Here is a 16,144-nt window from a genome sequence, read left to right as displayed (position 1 = left end):
CCCTAAATGGCTGCTCGTAAACGATTTAGAATTTCTAGGTAACCTGGCATCATGTCTCCGGCTTCTTTTCTAAAGACATCCTTGTCTAGTGATTCATTAGTGTCTTTATCTAATAAACGACATGAATCAGGTGAGATTTCATCAGCTAGGATGATTTCACCGTCTTCGTTAATCCCAAATTCAAGTTTGAAATCAACTAATGTAACGTTCATCTTGTCGAATAATTTCTTTAGGATTTGGTTCACCTTTAGACCGTCTTCTTCTAATTGAGCTAACTTGTCTGCTTGGATTAAATCCAAACCAATTGCATCAGACTTAGTAACGATAGGATCGTGTAAATCATTGTCTTTATAAAAAAATTCGACAACTGGTTCTTTCAATGTTTGAAGATAATCAGTGCCGAATCTTTTTTGGAAATGTCCGGCCGCAAAGTTTCTAATTACAACTTCCAGCGGAATCATTTCAACTTTTTTATTTAATTGATCTGTTTCGTTAACACGTTCAATAAAGTGCGTAGCAACGCCATTTTCGTTTAGGTATGTGAAAATCATACTTGAAATTTCGTTGTTAACCGCACCCTTGTTTTCGATTAATTCATTACGCAAACCATCCCCCGCAGTGGTGTGGTCTGTGTAGTGCACACGCAATACACTTGAGTCATCGGTGGTGTATAGTTCCTTAGTCTTACCTGATGCAACTAATGTAGTCATTTTAATTCTCCTCATCTAAATAATTTAACGTCTTGCAATAATTGATCGATTGATGAACCGGTCACGGTGATGTGACCCATTTTTCTTTGATGCTTAATTTCAGCCTTACCATAATCATGTAAATTCCAGTTTGGATGATTAAACAACTCGTTTCGACCGAGTGTTAAATTGTCACCCAATAGGTTCACCATAACGGCGTTATCAATTAACTTGATATCTGGTAAGGATAGATTACAAATACTTAAAATATGTGCTTTAAATTGAGAAACGTTGCAGGCCTCAATGGTGTAGTGGCCCGAATTATGTGGTCTTGGTGCTAGCTCGTTAACAAGTAATCTGCCATCTTCCATTAGGAAGAATTCGATTCCTAAGACACCGACTAGTTTCATTTCTGAAGCGATGTTTTCAGCAATCTTTTCAGCATCCTTATGAACGCTGTCGACAGTTCTTGCTGGCACGATACTAGTGTGTAAGATGTGATCCTTATGAATATTTTCGCTAAGTGGGAAGACAATCACCTTGCCGGAAACATCTCGGTCTACCATTATGGAAACTTCCTGTACAAAAGGTTGCTTTCTTTCGTAGATCCACTCAATGCCGTCCAAGTGTTTAATGGCTTCCTTTAGGTCGTCTTCGTTATTTATATCGAATTGACCGTGGCCATCATAGCCACCCTCAGCGGTTTTTAAAATCGCAGGAGTAGAAAATTTTTGGTACGCCTTTAATAAATCATCGGCGTTATTTACTGGCGAGTAGTCAGTAACAGGTGCTCCAATGCTTTGTAAAAAGCCCTTTTCCTTGTTTCGGTTGCTAGTGATTTCTAGTTCACTAATTGGCTGCGGGATATATGTAGTATCCGAAACCTTTTTAATTGCTTTTTGGTCGACGTTTTCAAACTCGTAAGTTAAAACATCTGATTTTTCAGCTAACCGTTTCATGGCTAATTCGTCATCGTAGTCAGCGATAATTTGAAAATCAGTAACTTGTGCTGCTGGAGCATCAGGGGTTGGATCTAAGACCCCAACCTTGTAGCCCATTTCTTTAGCAACTAACGCCATCATCTGACCTAGTTGACCACCACCTAAGATGCCGATGGTAGCTGGTGGCAAAATTGGCTTAGTGTAATTGTTCATTACTATCAATTGCCTCCTTTGTTTGTCTTTCACGGAAGTCATCTAGGTTTTGGGCGATTTTTTCATCGCTGATTGCTAGAATCTGAGCTGCTAACAATGCAGCGTTCTTTGCTCCAGCATCACCAATCGCGACGGTCGCAACTGGTACTCCTGAAGGCATTTGAACGATTGATAGTAGTGAATCGACTCCATTTAAGGTGCTGGTCTTAACCGGAATTCCGATGACCGGTAAGGTTGTATTTGCCGCTAACATCCCTGGCAAATGTGCTGCACCACCCGCCGCAGCAATAATCACCTTATATTGTTCGTATTTTGCTGAACTGCCAAAAGCCTGTAATTCGTTTGGCATCCGATGAGCTGAGATTATTTTAGTGTTATAACTAATTCCTAAACTATCTAAAGTATCAATAGTTCCCTGTATTTTAGGGAAGTCAGAGATAGAACCCATTACAACTGCTACATCCATTTTTTAAAGTCTCCCCTCTAAATGGTTAAATTCATCATAACAATCGATTTAACATTCGTCAACTAAAAAGCGAACAATATTTAAAAATAATATATTATAGTTCGTGAAAAACACGAATATTTGCACAAAAAAAGACCAACTTAGCAAAAGTTGGCCATTTTTAACTATTTAAATTCAGGAAATGTCTTGTAAATCATTTTGTACATACGATATTGATCGTAGGCGTTAAATCTGTCGTTCAATGACACGATAATCACACGGTTCTTGTTCGGTAATTGACTAGTACTTACCAGACAGTTACCTGCCAATGGAGTGTATCCAGTCTTTAGACCATCAACGTGTAACGCTGCATCATATCTTAACCCACCAGCCAATAATTCATTGGCGTTCTTTAATGTTTGACCATTTTGGTGGTAACGATAGATTTTGGCGTCATTTACAATCGATGGATATAGTTTCAATAGATGTGATGCAATTACGGCTAAGGCCTTTGCGGAGACGCGGTTATAGTCGTAACGTGAACCATAACGAATGTAGTATGGATATAAGTCGGCATTTTCCAAACCAGATGAAGAAACGAAACGTGCTTGAGAAGCAATGCCCCATGCCTTCACTTGGCTGTTCATCTTCTTGATGAACTTGTTGTTAGTTCCAGATACCCATTGACCAAGCGCGATGGTTGCACTGTTAGATGATGCAATCAACGAAGCTTTGTATAGGTTTCTTACGGTGTATTTCTTGTTAGCCTTTAATACGTAACTACCTAGAGAATGATGTCTACTCATTCTTGCTAAACTAGGTGAGATTTTAACCTTTTGGTTCCATCCATTTTTGGTAGTTTGCGCCTTTTGAATCGCTAAGTATAATGTCATAATCTTAGCAGTCGAAGCAACGGCACGTTTGGATGTGGCATTTTTTTGGTAATAAACCTGGTTAGTATCCATGTTCATGACATAAGTAGCACTGCTTGTCTTGTTGTACTTATCCATGGATTTGGTGTAATTACTGTTGGCATCGGCACTTACACTCACAGCAACAAATGATGATCCAAGCATAAAGATAGCTAGAAAAGCTACCATCATGTTTTTAATTTTGCTCATTTAAATTTTATCCCCCTTAACGAAATCAATAGCTATATATTACAACGTTTTGGCGGGATTTTAGTTTACAAATTATTACATTTATATTATGAATATTAAAAAAGAGGCCTAATAATTAGGTCTCTTTTCTTTATTGTTATTTAATTGCTGATCTAACAGCGTCTTTTTCTGATTCAACCAATTCAACGGTACTTGTGATTGCTCTAGTATCCATCTTGATTTCACGGGTTAAACCTGGAGTGTCTAGTTTTGGTTCAAAAAATGCTTTGAATTCATCTAGACGAGTTCTGGTATGGAAGATGTTTGCGATAACTGTGATAAATGTGGCGAATTCCATGTCACCACCAACAGTATCTTCTAGCCATTGCCATTCGTTTCTGATCCAGTCCCATGCGAATTGTTGACCGGCTGGGTTTCTCAATACACCTGAGAACCAAGCACGTAAGTCTTGAGGTTTTACAACGCTACTGTCTTCAAAGTTAGCAACTAACTTACCTAGTAACTTAGCATCCTTTGTTAAAGTTACCGCAGCGCAGATATCTTGCTTGTAACTTGGGTCAGTTGATTGTTTGTATTCTTCAACCAATGAATCGAATTCTTCAGCGTTTGAATAGTTCTTCATTTCATTAGCTAAGATGTATACACGGGTATCAGCAGGTAATGATAACAAGTTTGATTGGTGATCTTGGAAGATTGCGTGAGCAGCTTCGGCGAAATCCTTGTTATCATCGTATAGTGCAGCACCTAAGATGTATGGACGAGTCAACTTATCGTTGTTGCTTTCGCCATCGACACTTACTAGTCCTAGACGTTCTAGTTGCTTGTCGCTTAGTTGTCTGAATAGGCTCTTCAAGTTGTCTTCGTCTTCAGTTCCTGGTTCCACGAACTTCTTCAAGTTGTTGGCTAGTGTGTAAACGGAGTCGTTAATCACATTAGATTCACTATCAGCAAATTGTTTTAATACCGGAACAACGTCAGCGTATGACACTTGTTTTGCTTCAGCTAGTAAACGAAGGTCTTGTAGTAGTTGCATCTTATCGATTGGAGATAGGTTATCTGCATCGTTTAAGATATCTTCTTGTAATGTGTCATCGTATTTAACGATAAAGTGTGAGTTGTTACCAACATTTACTCTAAATGGTTTGCCATTTAGTTTGCGTAATTCTTGGTAGTCACCTAAATCAACAGTTTCTTCACTGAAGATGTCAGGTGCTTGGTCATAGTTTGCGTTTAAAGGAATTTGCCAACGGCGGCCCTCATCCTTACCTTCACCGGTGAAGAATTGCTTTTGAGCTAACTTCAAGCGGTTGTCTTCAACATATGCGTTCACAACTGGGTAACCAGGTTGTTCTAGCCATGATTCCATAATCTTGCCTAGATCCATACCGGCAGCCTTACCAAGTGCATCCCATAAGTCAGCCCCAGCGGCGTTACCGTACTTGTGAGCAGCAAAGTAGTTCTTTAGTCCTTCACGAAGTGCGTCGTCACCGATTAAGGCACGAACCATTACTAACATTCTGGCACCCTTGGCGTAAACGATAGCTCCATCAAATAAAGCATCAATTTCAGCTGGGTGATGAACTTCAACGTGAACTGATTGAACACCGTCAACGGCATCACGTTTTAGTGCTGCTGGAACATCAGTAGTTTGGAATACTTCCCAAATGTTCCATGAAGGTTCGATTGCATCGATTGCAACGTATTCCATCATGTTGGCAAAACTTTCGTTCAACCATAGGTCATCCCACCATCTCATGGTTACTAAGTCACCGAACCATTGGTGAGCTAATTCATGGGCAATAACTGTTGCAACACGTTGTTTTACTTCAAATGAAGTGTTGTCAGGATCTAGTAATAGGTATGCTTCACGATAAGTTACTAGTCCCCAGTTTTCCATCGCACCTGCTGAGAAGTCAGGTAGCGCTAATTGCCATGAATGTGGAAGTGGGTATGGAGTTTGGTAGAAGTCTTCGAAAAATTCGATTGAGCGCTTAGCAATATCTAAGGCAAAATCTAGTTCTTTGGCGTCGTGGGCTTTAGTACCGAAGACACCGACTTTTACACCACTCTTAGTTTCAGTCATCTTACTTTGCATGTCACCAAAGGCAAATGCAACTAAGTAAGTAGACATTTTAACAGTTTCGTCGAAATAATGAACACCATTTTCAACTTTTACTTCTGGCATGTTTGCTAAAGCAGTTTCACCAGGTTGTTCGTCAAACTTAAGTGCTAGTTTAAATTTAGCTTTTGCTTCTGGTTCATCAATACATGGGAATGCTTGTCTAGCAAAGTTGGTTTCAAATTGAGTTCCTACTAATTGTTTTTGTTCACCATTAACTTGGTAATAAGATGGATAAATTCCCATCATAGTATCAGTTAACTTGGCGGAGTATTCAATAGTTACAGCCACTTCACCGGTCTTACCTAAAGATACGTTAATTACTTCGTTGTCATTATCAACGTTAAATCCAACGGGGGTTCCATCTACTGAAACGCTAGTAACATCAAAGTCTTTTTCGTGAATACCGATTTCTGGTTCACTTGCATTACCGTAAATTGTGGTCTTTCCACTAAATTTCTTTTCACTACGGCTAACATCTAAATAGATGTCGTAGTGGTCAGGTTGAAATCGATTAAATAATCTAACTAATTCAGCCATCAATAACACTCCTTCTTTATCATCATTTTCTCATTATTTTTTAATTGTACGCTATCTAAAAATAAAATGCCACATATATATTGTAGTAGTTAAAACGCTTTTATGCACACTTTAATATTTATGTAATCTTCTTTATAAAAGCTTTATATATTTTGAAAAAATTTAAACTTATATTTATAAAAAATTGCATAGAATAAATATATAGTTTGTCTATACTAATTATTAGGAAGTGAATTCAATGAAAAAATTAGCAAAAAAAGCTATTATTCTTTCTACATTGACTTTCGGTGCTTTAGAAGTAACAAGCATCGCTAACAAAAACTTTAATCCAAATGATAATGTAATCGCTTATGCTGCGGAAACTCAAGATCATTTTGATGCTTCTACTATGTTTCCTGATAAGACATTACAGGACATTATTGTACAATCTGTCAATAGATACGTAAGAAATTCATATGGTGCTGTAAAAAGCATCAATGATGTAACCCAAAGTGATATCAATAAACTAACAACATTAGATGGAAGTAATGAGCAAACTCCAATTGCATCATTAACAGGTATCGAAAACCTTACTAACCTAACAACCGTTAAGTTAAACAATGTTAAGTTCGATCCTCAAATTAACTTTTCACCATTAAAAAATCTACCTAATTTGACATCTCTTTCTGTTCAATCTTCAAATATTAACAGTCAAATGATTAACAATTTGGATGGATGGAACAATACCAAATTAACTAGTATCAATTTGTCAAACAACCAAATCGATAGCATTGATTTTATGAAACACATTGACATTCCAAACATCCAAAGTATTATTGTTGATTCCAACAAAATCAGTGACTTTAGCCCACTTGCGGGTAAAGATTGGGAACAACTAAAAACTCTAAGTGCTTCTCATAACCAAATCTCCGATATTTCACCAATTGCAAGCATCACTTGGCCTAACTTACAAAGCCTTGATGCTTCTTTCAACAACATCTCTGATATCAGCTCAATTGCAAAGGTTAAATGGGATAACATTCAAGAAATTAACGTTTCAAACAACCACATCAAGGATATCAACGTTATCTCAAGCGCTGACTTCCCAAACATCATACAAATCACAGCCGATAATAACGAAATTTCTGACATCAATAGTTTTGCTCACACCAACTGGAAACAATTAAATCAAATTTCCGTTAACGGAAACCACATTAAAGATATCTCTGCAATGAAGGGACTATCAACACTTTACCCTAACTTGCAAACATTCATGGTGGATAATAACCAGCTATCAGATCTTTCATTCATGGCTGGATACCAAATTGGTGGAGGCTCTGCTTTAAATCAAGCCGTTAACGAAACTTATACCCTTAACAAGCCAAAAGTTGGTGACGTTATTAAGATCCCAATTAACCTTGATGACATTAATACCTCTCCTGAATACGCAACTGCAGATACTAACAGAAATCAACTTGTGATTACTTTACAATCTGTTGGATTCACTGCGTACGGTACAGATGGAAATGTATACAGCTCTCCAGATGGTTACTCATCTAACGGTATCAGTTACCTAGCTTACAAATACAACGGCGGAGATCTTCCTACCATGGCTACCCTTGCCTTCAGAAGTACACTAGGACAAAATTCAGAACAACCTTACTACACTGGTATTTACAATGTTGCCTTAAACTACAAGTCAGACGATACAACAAGCAATGCATCATCTAGTGCATCAAGCGCTCAATCTTCTGCAAGTTCACAAGCTAACAGTTCTAGTGCTCAATCCTCTGCTTCAAGTTCTGAAGCTCAAAGTTCTAGTGCCCAATCTTCTGCTCAAAGCTCTGAAGCTCAAAGTTCTAGTGCCCAATCTTCTGCTCAAAGCTCTGAAGCTCAAAGCTCTAGTGCCCAATCTTCTGCTTCAAGTTCTGAAGCTCAAAGTTCTAGTGCCCAATCTTCTGCTTCAAGTTCTGAAGCTCAAAGTTCTAGCGCCCAATCTTCTGCTCAAAGCTCTGAAGCTCAAAGTTCTAGTGCCCAATCTTCTGCTTCAAGTTCTGAAGCTCAAAGTTCTAGCGCCCAATCTTCTGCTCAAAGCTCTGAAGCTCAAAGTTCTAGTGCCCAATCTTCTGCTCAAAGTTCTGAAGCTCAAAGCTCTAGCGCTCAATCCTCCGCTTCAAGTTCTGAAGCTCAAAGTTCTAGCGCTCAATCTTCTGCTCAAAGCTCTGAAGCTCAAAGCTCTAGTGCTCAATCCTCTGTAACAGATGAACACAGCAACAATGCAAGCACTCCAACACAAAGTTCTAGCGTTGAAAGTTCAAGTGCTCAATCTTCTGCAGTAAGCAAGAACGGTAACAATGCCGGTACCCCTACTTCAGACAAGAGCTCTTCTACTACAACTACAACAACCACTAAACCAGTAACTCATAACAATGCTGGTAAGCCAAACAAGGAAGTTACTATCAAGCATGTAGATCCTGCTGTTCCTGGTCACAAGAACAACACTTCTCATCCTGATACTGAAAATAAAAATAAGTTACCTCAAACCGGTGACGAAACTGAACAAAATGTATTAATTTCTCTTGGTGCCGTAGCAATTGTTACTGCATTAGGACTTGCTGCGTACTCACTACGTCGTAAAAACAAATAATTAATACAATCAAAAAAAGACTTCGATTTCATTCGAAGCCTTTTTTCTTTACATAATTTTAAGATTTTGATTATAGACAGATTAGAAACCTAGATATAACATTTTATATATAAAGAAGAAATCAAAGCAACGGAGGGATTGCCCATGAAAAAATCTATTAAAACAGCGCTTTTATTTTCTACGCTGATTATTGGAGCCGTTGAAACTCCAAACGTCATTAACCAAACTTCTGGTTCAGCTCAATTTGTGGCCCATGCCGACAGTACTGTTGATAACAGCAGTACATCAAATATTAAAAAGCTTGATCCAGAAATTCAACAAATTTTGTTGCAAAACGTAAATCAAAACGAATTTAAAAATTACGGTAGTGCAGATCAAATTACAAATGGTGACTTAGCAAACCTACAATCAATTAACTACACTGCTTCTGGTTCAGAAAGCATTAAAACATTAGATAACATTAACCCTGATATTTTTCCATCACTAACTTCCATCAGTATTAGTAATGTAGATATGAGTTCAGTTAAGGATCTCTCACCATTAGCTCAATTAACGAACCTAAATACAATTAATTTAACTGGTGCTAACATCACCAGTGATCAACTTAGCACTTTAGGTCAATGGTCTGACTCATCACTAAATAACCTAGACCTATCAAATAACAATATTAGTAGCCTAGACTTCCTAAAAGACATCTCTATTCCAAATGTTGAAAACATTAATATTAGTCACAACAAAGTTAGTGATTTTACACCAGTTAAAAGTCAAAAATGGCTTCAATTAGCAACATTAAAAGCTGACTTTAATAATATTTCAGATATTTCTCCAATTGCAGATGTTAATTGGCCTAATCTAACGGTTTTAAGCGTAAAAAATAATCAAATTTCTGATATTTCACCTATTTCATCCGCAAACTGGCCAAACCTAGATCAATTATATGCTGACAACAATAACATTTCTGATATTAACTCATTCGCTAATACCAACTGGCACAAATTAAGTACCATCTCAGCAAACGGAAACCATATTAGCAATGTTGCTTCACTAAAAGACAAAAAAGCTCAGTTCCCTAATTTAACTAAATTCTATGTAAGCAACAACAACATCAATGATATTTCATGGATGAGCGGATATAACTTCGACTCTAGTTCAAACGCGAAACAAGAAATTATTAATGCAACCGCTAATGTCGTGAAGACAACTGATGGCAAACCAGTAACCATTAAGCTTCCAATCTCAATTAACGACATTTCATTAGATAATAGCCTTCTAGCCTCACCTGATTCAAATGGGCAAAATATCATTGTAGATAACAATTATGTAAACAATGGTGTGAACTACAATGAAAATGGAACACTTGTTAATACAGATCAGCTTGTTGGTAATGATGGTAAAGCATATACCATCAACAACGATAATGGTAAACAAACATCAAATGGTTTGGCTGGCATTAATTTGAATAGCGGTACCGGCTCAACTAAATACACATTCGGTTTCACATCAACCTTGGGTCAAGGTTACACTGGATACTTCTATGGTGCTTACAACCTAACAGTTAACTGGGGCGAAAACACTACCCAAAGCAAAGATGTTAATGTAACAGTTAAATACGTTGACCAAAACGGTAAGGAAATAAGCACACCACAAACTAAGAAAATCAGCTTCACTGAAACTGGTTTCAAACCAGATGACACTGCTCAACAAATCACTTGGAACAATGATTGGAAGGACGTCGATGGTACTTCTTACTCATTCACCAGTCCAAATATTAATGGATATGAAGATCCATCAGAAGTTCAAGTAAGCGGAACTGTTGATCATGATTCAACAGACATCGTCAAAACAGTGACATACAAGACTATTCCTGTTTCAAGTTCTGCTTCATCTAGTTCAAGTGACTCACAAAGTGCTTCAAGCGCAGATAGCCAATCACAAAGTTCAGCTAGCTCAAGCACTTCAAGTGCTGCTCAAAGTTCAAGTGCTTCAAGCCAACAAGCTAGTTCATCAAGTGCCGCTAAAGAAGCAAACAGCTCTTCTAGTGAACCTCAAAGTTCAAGTGCTGCTAAAGAAGCAAACAATTCTTCTAGTGAACCTCAAACCTCAAGCGCTGCTAAAGCTTCTAGTGAAACTCAAAGCTCAAGCGCCGCTAAAGAAGCAAACAGTTCTTCTAGTCAATCTCAAAGATCAAGCGCCGCTAAAGAAACAAACAGTTCTTCTAGTGAACCTCAAAGTTCAAGCGTTGCTAAGGAAGTAAGCAGCTCTTCTAGTGAATCTCAAAGCTCAAGTGCTACTAAAGAAGCAAGCAGTTCAGCTCAAAGCATCCCTGCCTCAAATCAATCAACTGCTTCATCAAGTTCATCTGTATCTTCTTCATCATCAAGCACTAATGAAAGTTCAGCTACTCCAACTACACCATCAAAATCCGCTGTAGTTGCGCCAAAGCACTCAAAGAGCAGAACTCCAAAGCATTCAAACAACAATGGGACTCCAAAGACGGATAATGTTCAATCTAAGCAGGTAACTGCTAAAAAGGTTGAAACTCCAAGTTCTTCAGAACATAAAAACGCTAAGTCATTACCTCAAACTGGTGATAGTACAAATCAAAATGCTCTTGTAGCATTAGGATCAGTACTAGTAGCTATTAGCGCAACCATGATTGCATTCGTACTACGTCGTAAAAATAAATAAGCAATAATAAAAAAAGACCTCGAAATCATTTCGAGGTCTTTTTGTTTAGAATATTTTATTTAGACGTTTAACATCGTCAATCTTAAAGTGATTATGTTGACTGTCGACTAGCTTATTACTCTTTTCGTCACGTTTTACCAAACTATATTGAGATTGATCTTGAATAAATTCTTGAATAATTGCTTTTAACCATTTAGTACTCTTAGTTTGGGTAATGCGCATTTCGATTTCTTTTTGAATAACCTGAGTCGCGTCATTTAAATCACTTTGTGAACTAGTGATATCGTATGTATCATCACCATAATCAAAATATTCGTTCATAAAATTGATGTATTGGGTTTCTAAACGTTTGCTTGGCCACCATGCCATCAAGATTGGTCGACGATCATGTTCTGTGGATTTTTCCCACTTTTGACCGTTTCTTAGAATCATCTTTGGTCGATACCAGGTGTTAAACGTTAAATATCCATCTACAGTGGAGATGTTTTGTTTATCAATCTTGTAAAACGCATTTTTAGCAGCATAATCGTTGTTAGGATTATACGCCGGTTTTACAATCCCTGAAGTTTCCGCCCTGGAATTAGAAATAGATAGAATCAATCCAATTCCAAATAAAGTCGCTACTACAACCGCGCATGTCGCAATCGACAGTAGTAATTTTTTACGTAAGAAACTCAGCTGTCCTTTTTTCATTATAAGCACTCCCAGTTTCATATTATGATGTTAATTTTACCACAAAAGAGCTTTTTTCTTGCCTCTTCATCTTATTCATGAAATATTAGTTAATATTGTTTTATTTTAGGAGATGTTTATATTGAAAGCAAAAATGTTGTTTAGAATCATCTTGTACATAATTGGACTAAACGTTTTAGCCCTTGGTACAACACTATTTGCTTGCGGAAAACTTGGGGTCAGTTCATTAGTCTCTGTTCCACAAACATTGTCATTTATTATTCACACCACACTGGGTCATGCCACGACCATGTTCTTCATCGTCTTGGTATTAATCCAACTGATTATTGTTAGAAGATTTGAATTAAAAATCGTCCTACAATTGGTCCTAGCATTTGTGTTCGGTTGGCTGGTTGATTTCTACGGTTTAACTGTTGGTTTGAAACGCATCCCATTAAACGGATACGCAGAAAGAATTCCGGTCACCTTATTAGCCATTTTATGTACCGCACTTGGTATCTTTATGATGGTAAAGGCCTCATTCGTTTTAATTCCCGCAGATGGATTCGTTAACGTCATCAGTGAAAAACTACATAAACCTTTTGGCCAAATGAAGTTTTGTTTCGATGCATCAATGATCGTCATCACAATCATTTTAGGATTAGTATTCCTACATCACATTACTTCAATTGGGATTGGAACTGTTTTAGCGGTTCTTTTCGTTGGTCAATTGATTAACCTATTTAATTACATTGTGGATAAGACTAAAAAAGCTTAGAGCGATTGCTCTAAGCCTTTTTATTATTTAAATTTACGACGATAATCTAAATATCTTGAAATAACAAATAATATTGCATATACAATAAAAACAATAATACCGCTGTTTCCGTGTAAACATATGTCTATATAAATAATTAAAATAACTATAAGTAGTAATGTAATTATATTTCTAACGATGTAACTTCTGATAGCTTTTTTTCGTTCACTTTCGTTACCATAATCATATTCATCTAAGCCATATCGTTTCACGACGATATCCATATATGTTAATGCAATTAAAACAGCTATTACATCTGCAAAAAACATACCAATTGCAACAAGGGGAGTAGCATAGAAATTGAATATTCCAATAGATGCCCCAGACGAAACAAAAAGAAAAATAATAAGACCAAATGCCACCTTATTTGCTGCTTCATATATTACCTTCTTGGTGAATTCATCAAATGGCTTATTAATTCCATATAAATATTTAACTAGTTTTATAAATAAAGATTCCTTCATATTCATTCACCTCATCTTTTAAAACAATTACAATACTGCATATAAATTGACACCAACGCACCAATAAAACAGCCAATAAAGGCTGGCAAAATACTTTCGGCCATTCCCATATGTCTAAGCCAAATCGAAATTGGATAAAAAAGAATTGCCACTTCAATTTCCCACGTGAAAAATCTGCTGATAATAAATCTCTTACCATAAAATTTTCGTTCTTCTTCACTATCAAATTCATAACGTTCCAATTTATTTTTGCTAACTATTCTACCCATATATGCGTTTGCGATCATAAAAACAATGAGATCAGCAAAAATCACACCACTTATTACATCCATAGGACTGTACCAGTTTGTTAGTAGCATCAACGCATATGGAGAAACTACTAGGTATATCATTAACCAAATCGCGATTTTATTTCCAGCGTCGTTAATGACGTCCCTGGCAAACTCATCAAACGGTTTGCCAATTCCATAAAAATATTTAACTAGTTTTATAAACAATGATTCTTTCATCGGCTATTCCACTCCTTCATTCCAAAATAAAGTATTTAAATCTGTTTTTAGTGCTTTGGCAATGTTAAAACATAGCTTCAAGCTCGGATTGTATTCTCCCTTTTCAATCAAACTTAACGTTTGACGGGAGATACCAACAGACTTCGCCAGATCCTTTTGCTGCACATTTTCCTTTGTGCGTATTTCTCTAACACGATTTTCCAAAATGTTGCTCCTCTGATTATCATGTGATTTTTATATTAATTTAGGTAATATATATATTCCATATGTAAACTATATATTACATAGGATTAAAAAACAAGTAATTATTTCAAATAAAAAAGACGCCAATTTCTGGCGTCTTTTTGCGTATCTTATTTATGATATGGACTACCTTCATTAATCATGAAAGCACGATAAATTTGTTCAGTTAGTACCAAGCGCATCAATTGATGCGGCAAGGTAAAGCGACCAAAGGAAATTTGGGTGTCAGCACGTTTCAATACCTTTGGTGATAAACCAAGAGATCCACCAATCACAAAAGTGATATCTGAATGACCATATGTGGCCAACTTATCGATTTCTTTGGCGAATTCTTCGGATGCACGTTCTTTACCAAGAATGGCTAATGCATATACATATTCCTTGTCGGCAATTTTGTCTAAGATTCTAGTTCCTTCCTTATCCATAACGTCTTGCATCTCTGATTCACTAAGGGTTTCAGGCGCTTTCTCATCTGGAACTTCGATAATCCGAAACTTACAAAAACGTGATAAACGCTTGCTATACTCATCAATTCCGGCCTTAAAATATTTTTCTTTTAATTTTCCGACCACAACTAGCTTAATATTCATTTGTGAAATCTCCTTTTTGAAATTTTGAACCACTATATTTAGTATGTGGAAATGTTGTTAACTACTACTAATATTGTCCACAGATTGTCAAGGTTTTTCACGAGTTATCCACATCTGTGCATATGTCATTTTGACCCGTGTAACACTCAAGAAATACTGTCACACAGGCGTTTCACAATAGTGCATTTTCCGTGTAACTTTCTTTTCCACAATGTTATCCACATAGTTATCCACATGAGGTGGAAAACTAAAAAATAGCGATAATTGTTGATTTTTCGGGCATATATATAGATCTAAAAAATTTTCTTTTTTCTAGTTATACACCGAATGTATGTTTTTTTCTTTGTGAAAAGTTTTGGATTAAAATTTCACAAAGATTATTATACAAAATTAAGTAATCGTTCGTAAAATTTTATATAAAAAAAGCGTTGAATTTAATCAACGCTCTCATAAATAGCTGGTAGTTATTTAGTTGGTAGTTCGCCTTCCACGATTTGATCTAACGTTGTCATAGAAGGGATAAAGAACATGTTACCGGTCACTGGATCAGAGAAATCTAGCAAGCGGTCGGATTGGCCAAACATGTTTTCAAGCATGCGTTTAGTAACTGTCCAATGTCTAGCATAGCCAATGAAGTATGTTCCTGTCTTGCCTGAACTAGGGTCTGAGAATGGGACATTCATTCTGACAATCTTGTGTTCCACACCGTCATCGTTATCTTGAGATGCGACGTTGTGTGAGTTTTCTAGTTTTTCGTCATCTTCTAGTTCCAAGTCGGAGTATTTCTTTCTACCGATTGCCTTTTCTTGGTCTTCGGTCTTTAGTGCATTCCAAGCATCCATATTATGGATATATTTTTGTGCGAATGCGTATGAACCATTTTCAAAGTCAGGGTCTTCATCCCCAATAATGGCGTATCCTGAAGCCTTTTGAATTTCAGGGTTTTCGGTACCATCAACGAAACCGATAATGGCACGTCCTTCGAAGTATCTGAATCCCTTAGTTTCATCTTCCACGGTAGCAAAGTCTCGGTAGTAGTTTCTGATTTGACTGGCTACTTCGTACACAACAGCTTCTGAATCAGCACGAATGTGGATAAATAAATCGGCTGGGGTTGCTGGTGAAGTGTATTTAGGTCCCTTCACTGGTTTAAAGTCTTCTAATTCTTGTGGTTTCTTAGCATCAGCGAATAAGTAGTCCCAAATGGAGTTTGAAAAACCAAAAGCGACCTTTAAATGTTCTTCTGGATATCTGATATTCATTGAGCGTAAAATGGCTTGTTCTCTAGATACTAACTCTGCGACTTTCTCACGGTCATCGTCAGCGTTACTTCTATTAATAGTTAGGGTTGTAAATAGTACATTTTTTCCCGCATCTTTATATACATCTTGTGCGTCAGTAGGATCGAATGGCATGGTAGTACCTTCTTTCGTTATTTATAATGATTATAAACTAATAATCAATCTT

14 protein-coding genes are annotated in these 16,144 nt (G+C 36.9%); 3 read left to right on the top strand and 11 right to left on the bottom strand.

The features are described 5' to 3' along the window. Positions 1–2 precede the first annotated feature (2 nt). The 5 genes from purC to ACOMA7_RS06070 all read right to left on the bottom strand — a co-directional run bounded on the left by purC (position 3) and on the right by ACOMA7_RS06070 (position 6,068). A complete protein-coding gene (purC, locus tag ACOMA7_RS06090; RefSeq protein WP_263505333.1) occupies positions 3–710 on the bottom strand; it encodes a phosphoribosylaminoimidazolesuccinocarboxamide synthase in 708 nt (235 codons plus the stop codon). 11 nt (positions 711–721) lie between these two features. Beyond that, complete coding sequence (gene purK / locus ACOMA7_RS06085) at positions 722–1,843, bottom strand: 5-(carboxyamino)imidazole ribonucleotide synthase (protein WP_421392655.1); 1,122 nt, start codon at positions 1,841–1,843, stop codon at positions 722–724. Next, positions 1,827–2,309, bottom strand: coding sequence for a 5-(carboxyamino)imidazole ribonucleotide mutase (gene purE / locus ACOMA7_RS06080; RefSeq protein ID WP_421392652.1), 483 nt, complete (start codon positions 2,307–2,309; stop codon positions 1,827–1,829). The genes purK and purE overlap by 17 nt, the downstream gene beginning before the upstream one ends. A 164-nt stretch (positions 2,310–2,473) precedes the next feature. Beyond that, positions 2,474–3,409 carry a D-alanyl-D-alanine carboxypeptidase family protein gene (locus ACOMA7_RS06075; protein WP_421392649.1) on the bottom strand — a complete coding sequence of 312 codons (936 nt, stop codon included), beginning with the start codon at positions 3,407–3,409 and terminating at the stop codon, positions 2,474–2,476. A gap of 136 nt (positions 3,410–3,545) precedes the next feature. Continuing rightward, positions 3,546–6,068, bottom strand: coding sequence for a M1 family metallopeptidase (locus ACOMA7_RS06070; RefSeq protein ID WP_421392646.1), 2,523 nt, complete (start codon positions 6,066–6,068; stop codon positions 3,546–3,548). A 238-nt stretch (positions 6,069–6,306) separates the two neighbouring features. Here ACOMA7_RS06070 and ACOMA7_RS06065 point away from each other — a divergent pair, with 238 nt between their 5' ends. Both ACOMA7_RS06065 and ACOMA7_RS06060 read left to right on the top strand, forming a co-directional pair. Then, a complete protein-coding gene (locus ACOMA7_RS06065; RefSeq protein WP_421392644.1) occupies positions 6,307–8,694 on the top strand; it encodes a leucine-rich repeat domain-containing protein in 2,388 nt (795 codons plus the stop codon). Positions 8,695–8,838: 144 nt separating this feature from the next. After that, entirely contained in the window at positions 8,839–11,382 is a 2,544-nt protein-coding gene (locus tag ACOMA7_RS06060; RefSeq protein ID WP_421392641.1) for a leucine-rich repeat domain-containing protein, read from the top strand. 45 nt (positions 11,383–11,427) lie between these two features. Here the strand turns inward: ACOMA7_RS06060 and ACOMA7_RS06055 are convergent, their stop codons facing one another. Beyond that, a complete protein-coding gene (locus ACOMA7_RS06055; protein WP_421392639.1) occupies positions 11,428–12,075 on the bottom strand; it encodes a glycoside hydrolase family 70 protein in 648 nt (215 codons plus the stop codon). 121 nt (positions 12,076–12,196) lie between these two features. Here ACOMA7_RS06055 and ACOMA7_RS06050 point away from each other — a divergent pair, with 121 nt between their 5' ends. Next, positions 12,197–12,832 carry a YczE/YyaS/YitT family protein gene (locus ACOMA7_RS06050; protein WP_301945849.1) on the top strand — a complete coding sequence of 212 codons (636 nt, stop codon included), beginning with the start codon at positions 12,197–12,199 and terminating at the stop codon, positions 12,830–12,832. A gap of 23 nt (positions 12,833–12,855) precedes the next feature. Here ACOMA7_RS06050 and ACOMA7_RS06045 read toward each other — a convergent pair whose 3' ends face one another. The 5 genes from ACOMA7_RS06045 to ACOMA7_RS06025 all read right to left on the bottom strand — a co-directional run bounded on the left by ACOMA7_RS06045 (position 12,856) and on the right by ACOMA7_RS06025 (position 16,092). Beyond that, positions 12,856–13,335: a DUF3278 domain-containing protein gene (locus ACOMA7_RS06045; RefSeq protein WP_421392636.1), complete on the bottom strand. Its 480-nt coding sequence runs from the start codon at positions 13,333–13,335 to the stop codon at positions 12,856–12,858. An 11-nt stretch (positions 13,336–13,346) separates the two neighbouring features. Next, positions 13,347–13,844 (bottom strand): DUF3278 domain-containing protein, encoded by a 498-nt coding sequence (locus ACOMA7_RS06040; protein ID WP_421392634.1) that lies wholly within the window; start codon positions 13,842–13,844, stop codon positions 13,347–13,349. 3 nt (positions 13,845–13,847) lie between these two features. Next, positions 13,848–14,051, bottom strand: coding sequence for a helix-turn-helix transcriptional regulator (locus tag ACOMA7_RS06035; protein ID WP_080719854.1), 204 nt, complete (start codon positions 14,049–14,051; stop codon positions 13,848–13,850). A 146-nt stretch (positions 14,052–14,197) separates the two neighbouring features. Beyond that, positions 14,198–14,677 (bottom strand): 23S rRNA (pseudouridine(1915)-N(3))-methyltransferase RlmH, encoded by a 480-nt coding sequence (gene rlmH, locus ACOMA7_RS06030; protein WP_421392632.1) that lies wholly within the window; start codon positions 14,675–14,677, stop codon positions 14,198–14,200. A gap of 464 nt (positions 14,678–15,141) precedes the next feature. Next, positions 15,142–16,092, bottom strand: coding sequence for a Dyp-type peroxidase (locus ACOMA7_RS06025; protein ID WP_054605904.1), 951 nt, complete (start codon positions 16,090–16,092; stop codon positions 15,142–15,144). Positions 16,093–16,144: the final 52 nt, after the last annotated feature.

It is taken from the genome of Apilactobacillus intestinapis (assembly GCF_049166695.1).
GTDB classification, from domain to species: Bacteria; Bacillota; Bacilli; order Lactobacillales; family Lactobacillaceae; genus Apilactobacillus; species Apilactobacillus kunkeei_C.
Note: the sequence above shows the minus strand (reverse complement) of the source record. Positions and strands in the feature narration are given on the sequence as shown.

Coding starts and splice junctions, on each gene's coding strand:
- purC (WP_263505333.1), bottom strand. CDS start 710: ATGACTACATTAGTTGCATCAGGTAAGACTAAGGAACTATACACCACC.
- purK (WP_421392655.1), bottom strand. CDS start 1,843: ATGAACAATTACACTAAGCCAATTTTGCCACCAGCTACCATCGGCATC.
- purE (WP_421392652.1), bottom strand. CDS start 2,309: ATGGATGTAGCAGTTGTAATGGGTTCTATCTCTGACTTCCCTAAAATA.
- ACOMA7_RS06075 (WP_421392649.1), bottom strand. CDS start 3,409: ATGAGCAAAATTAAAAACATGATGGTAGCTTTTCTAGCTATCTTTATG.
- ACOMA7_RS06070 (WP_421392646.1), bottom strand. CDS start 6,068: ATGGCTGAATTAGTTAGATTATTTAATCGATTTCAACCTGACCACTAC.
- ACOMA7_RS06065 (WP_421392644.1), top strand. CDS start 6,307: ATGAAAAAATTAGCAAAAAAAGCTATTATTCTTTCTACATTGACTTTC.
- ACOMA7_RS06060 (WP_421392641.1), top strand. CDS start 8,839: ATGAAAAAATCTATTAAAACAGCGCTTTTATTTTCTACGCTGATTATT.
- ACOMA7_RS06055 (WP_421392639.1), bottom strand. CDS start 12,075: ATGAAAAAAGGACAGCTGAGTTTCTTACGTAAAAAATTACTACTGTCG.
- ACOMA7_RS06045 (WP_421392636.1), bottom strand. CDS start 13,335: ATGAAGGAATCTTTATTTATAAAACTAGTTAAATATTTATATGGAATT.
- ACOMA7_RS06040 (WP_421392634.1), bottom strand. CDS start 13,844: ATGAAAGAATCATTGTTTATAAAACTAGTTAAATATTTTTATGGAATT.
- rlmH (WP_421392632.1), bottom strand. CDS start 14,677: ATGAATATTAAGCTAGTTGTGGTCGGAAAATTAAAAGAAAAATATTTT.
- ACOMA7_RS06025 (WP_054605904.1), bottom strand. CDS start 16,092: ATGCCATTCGATCCTACTGACGCACAAGATGTATATAAAGATGCGGGA.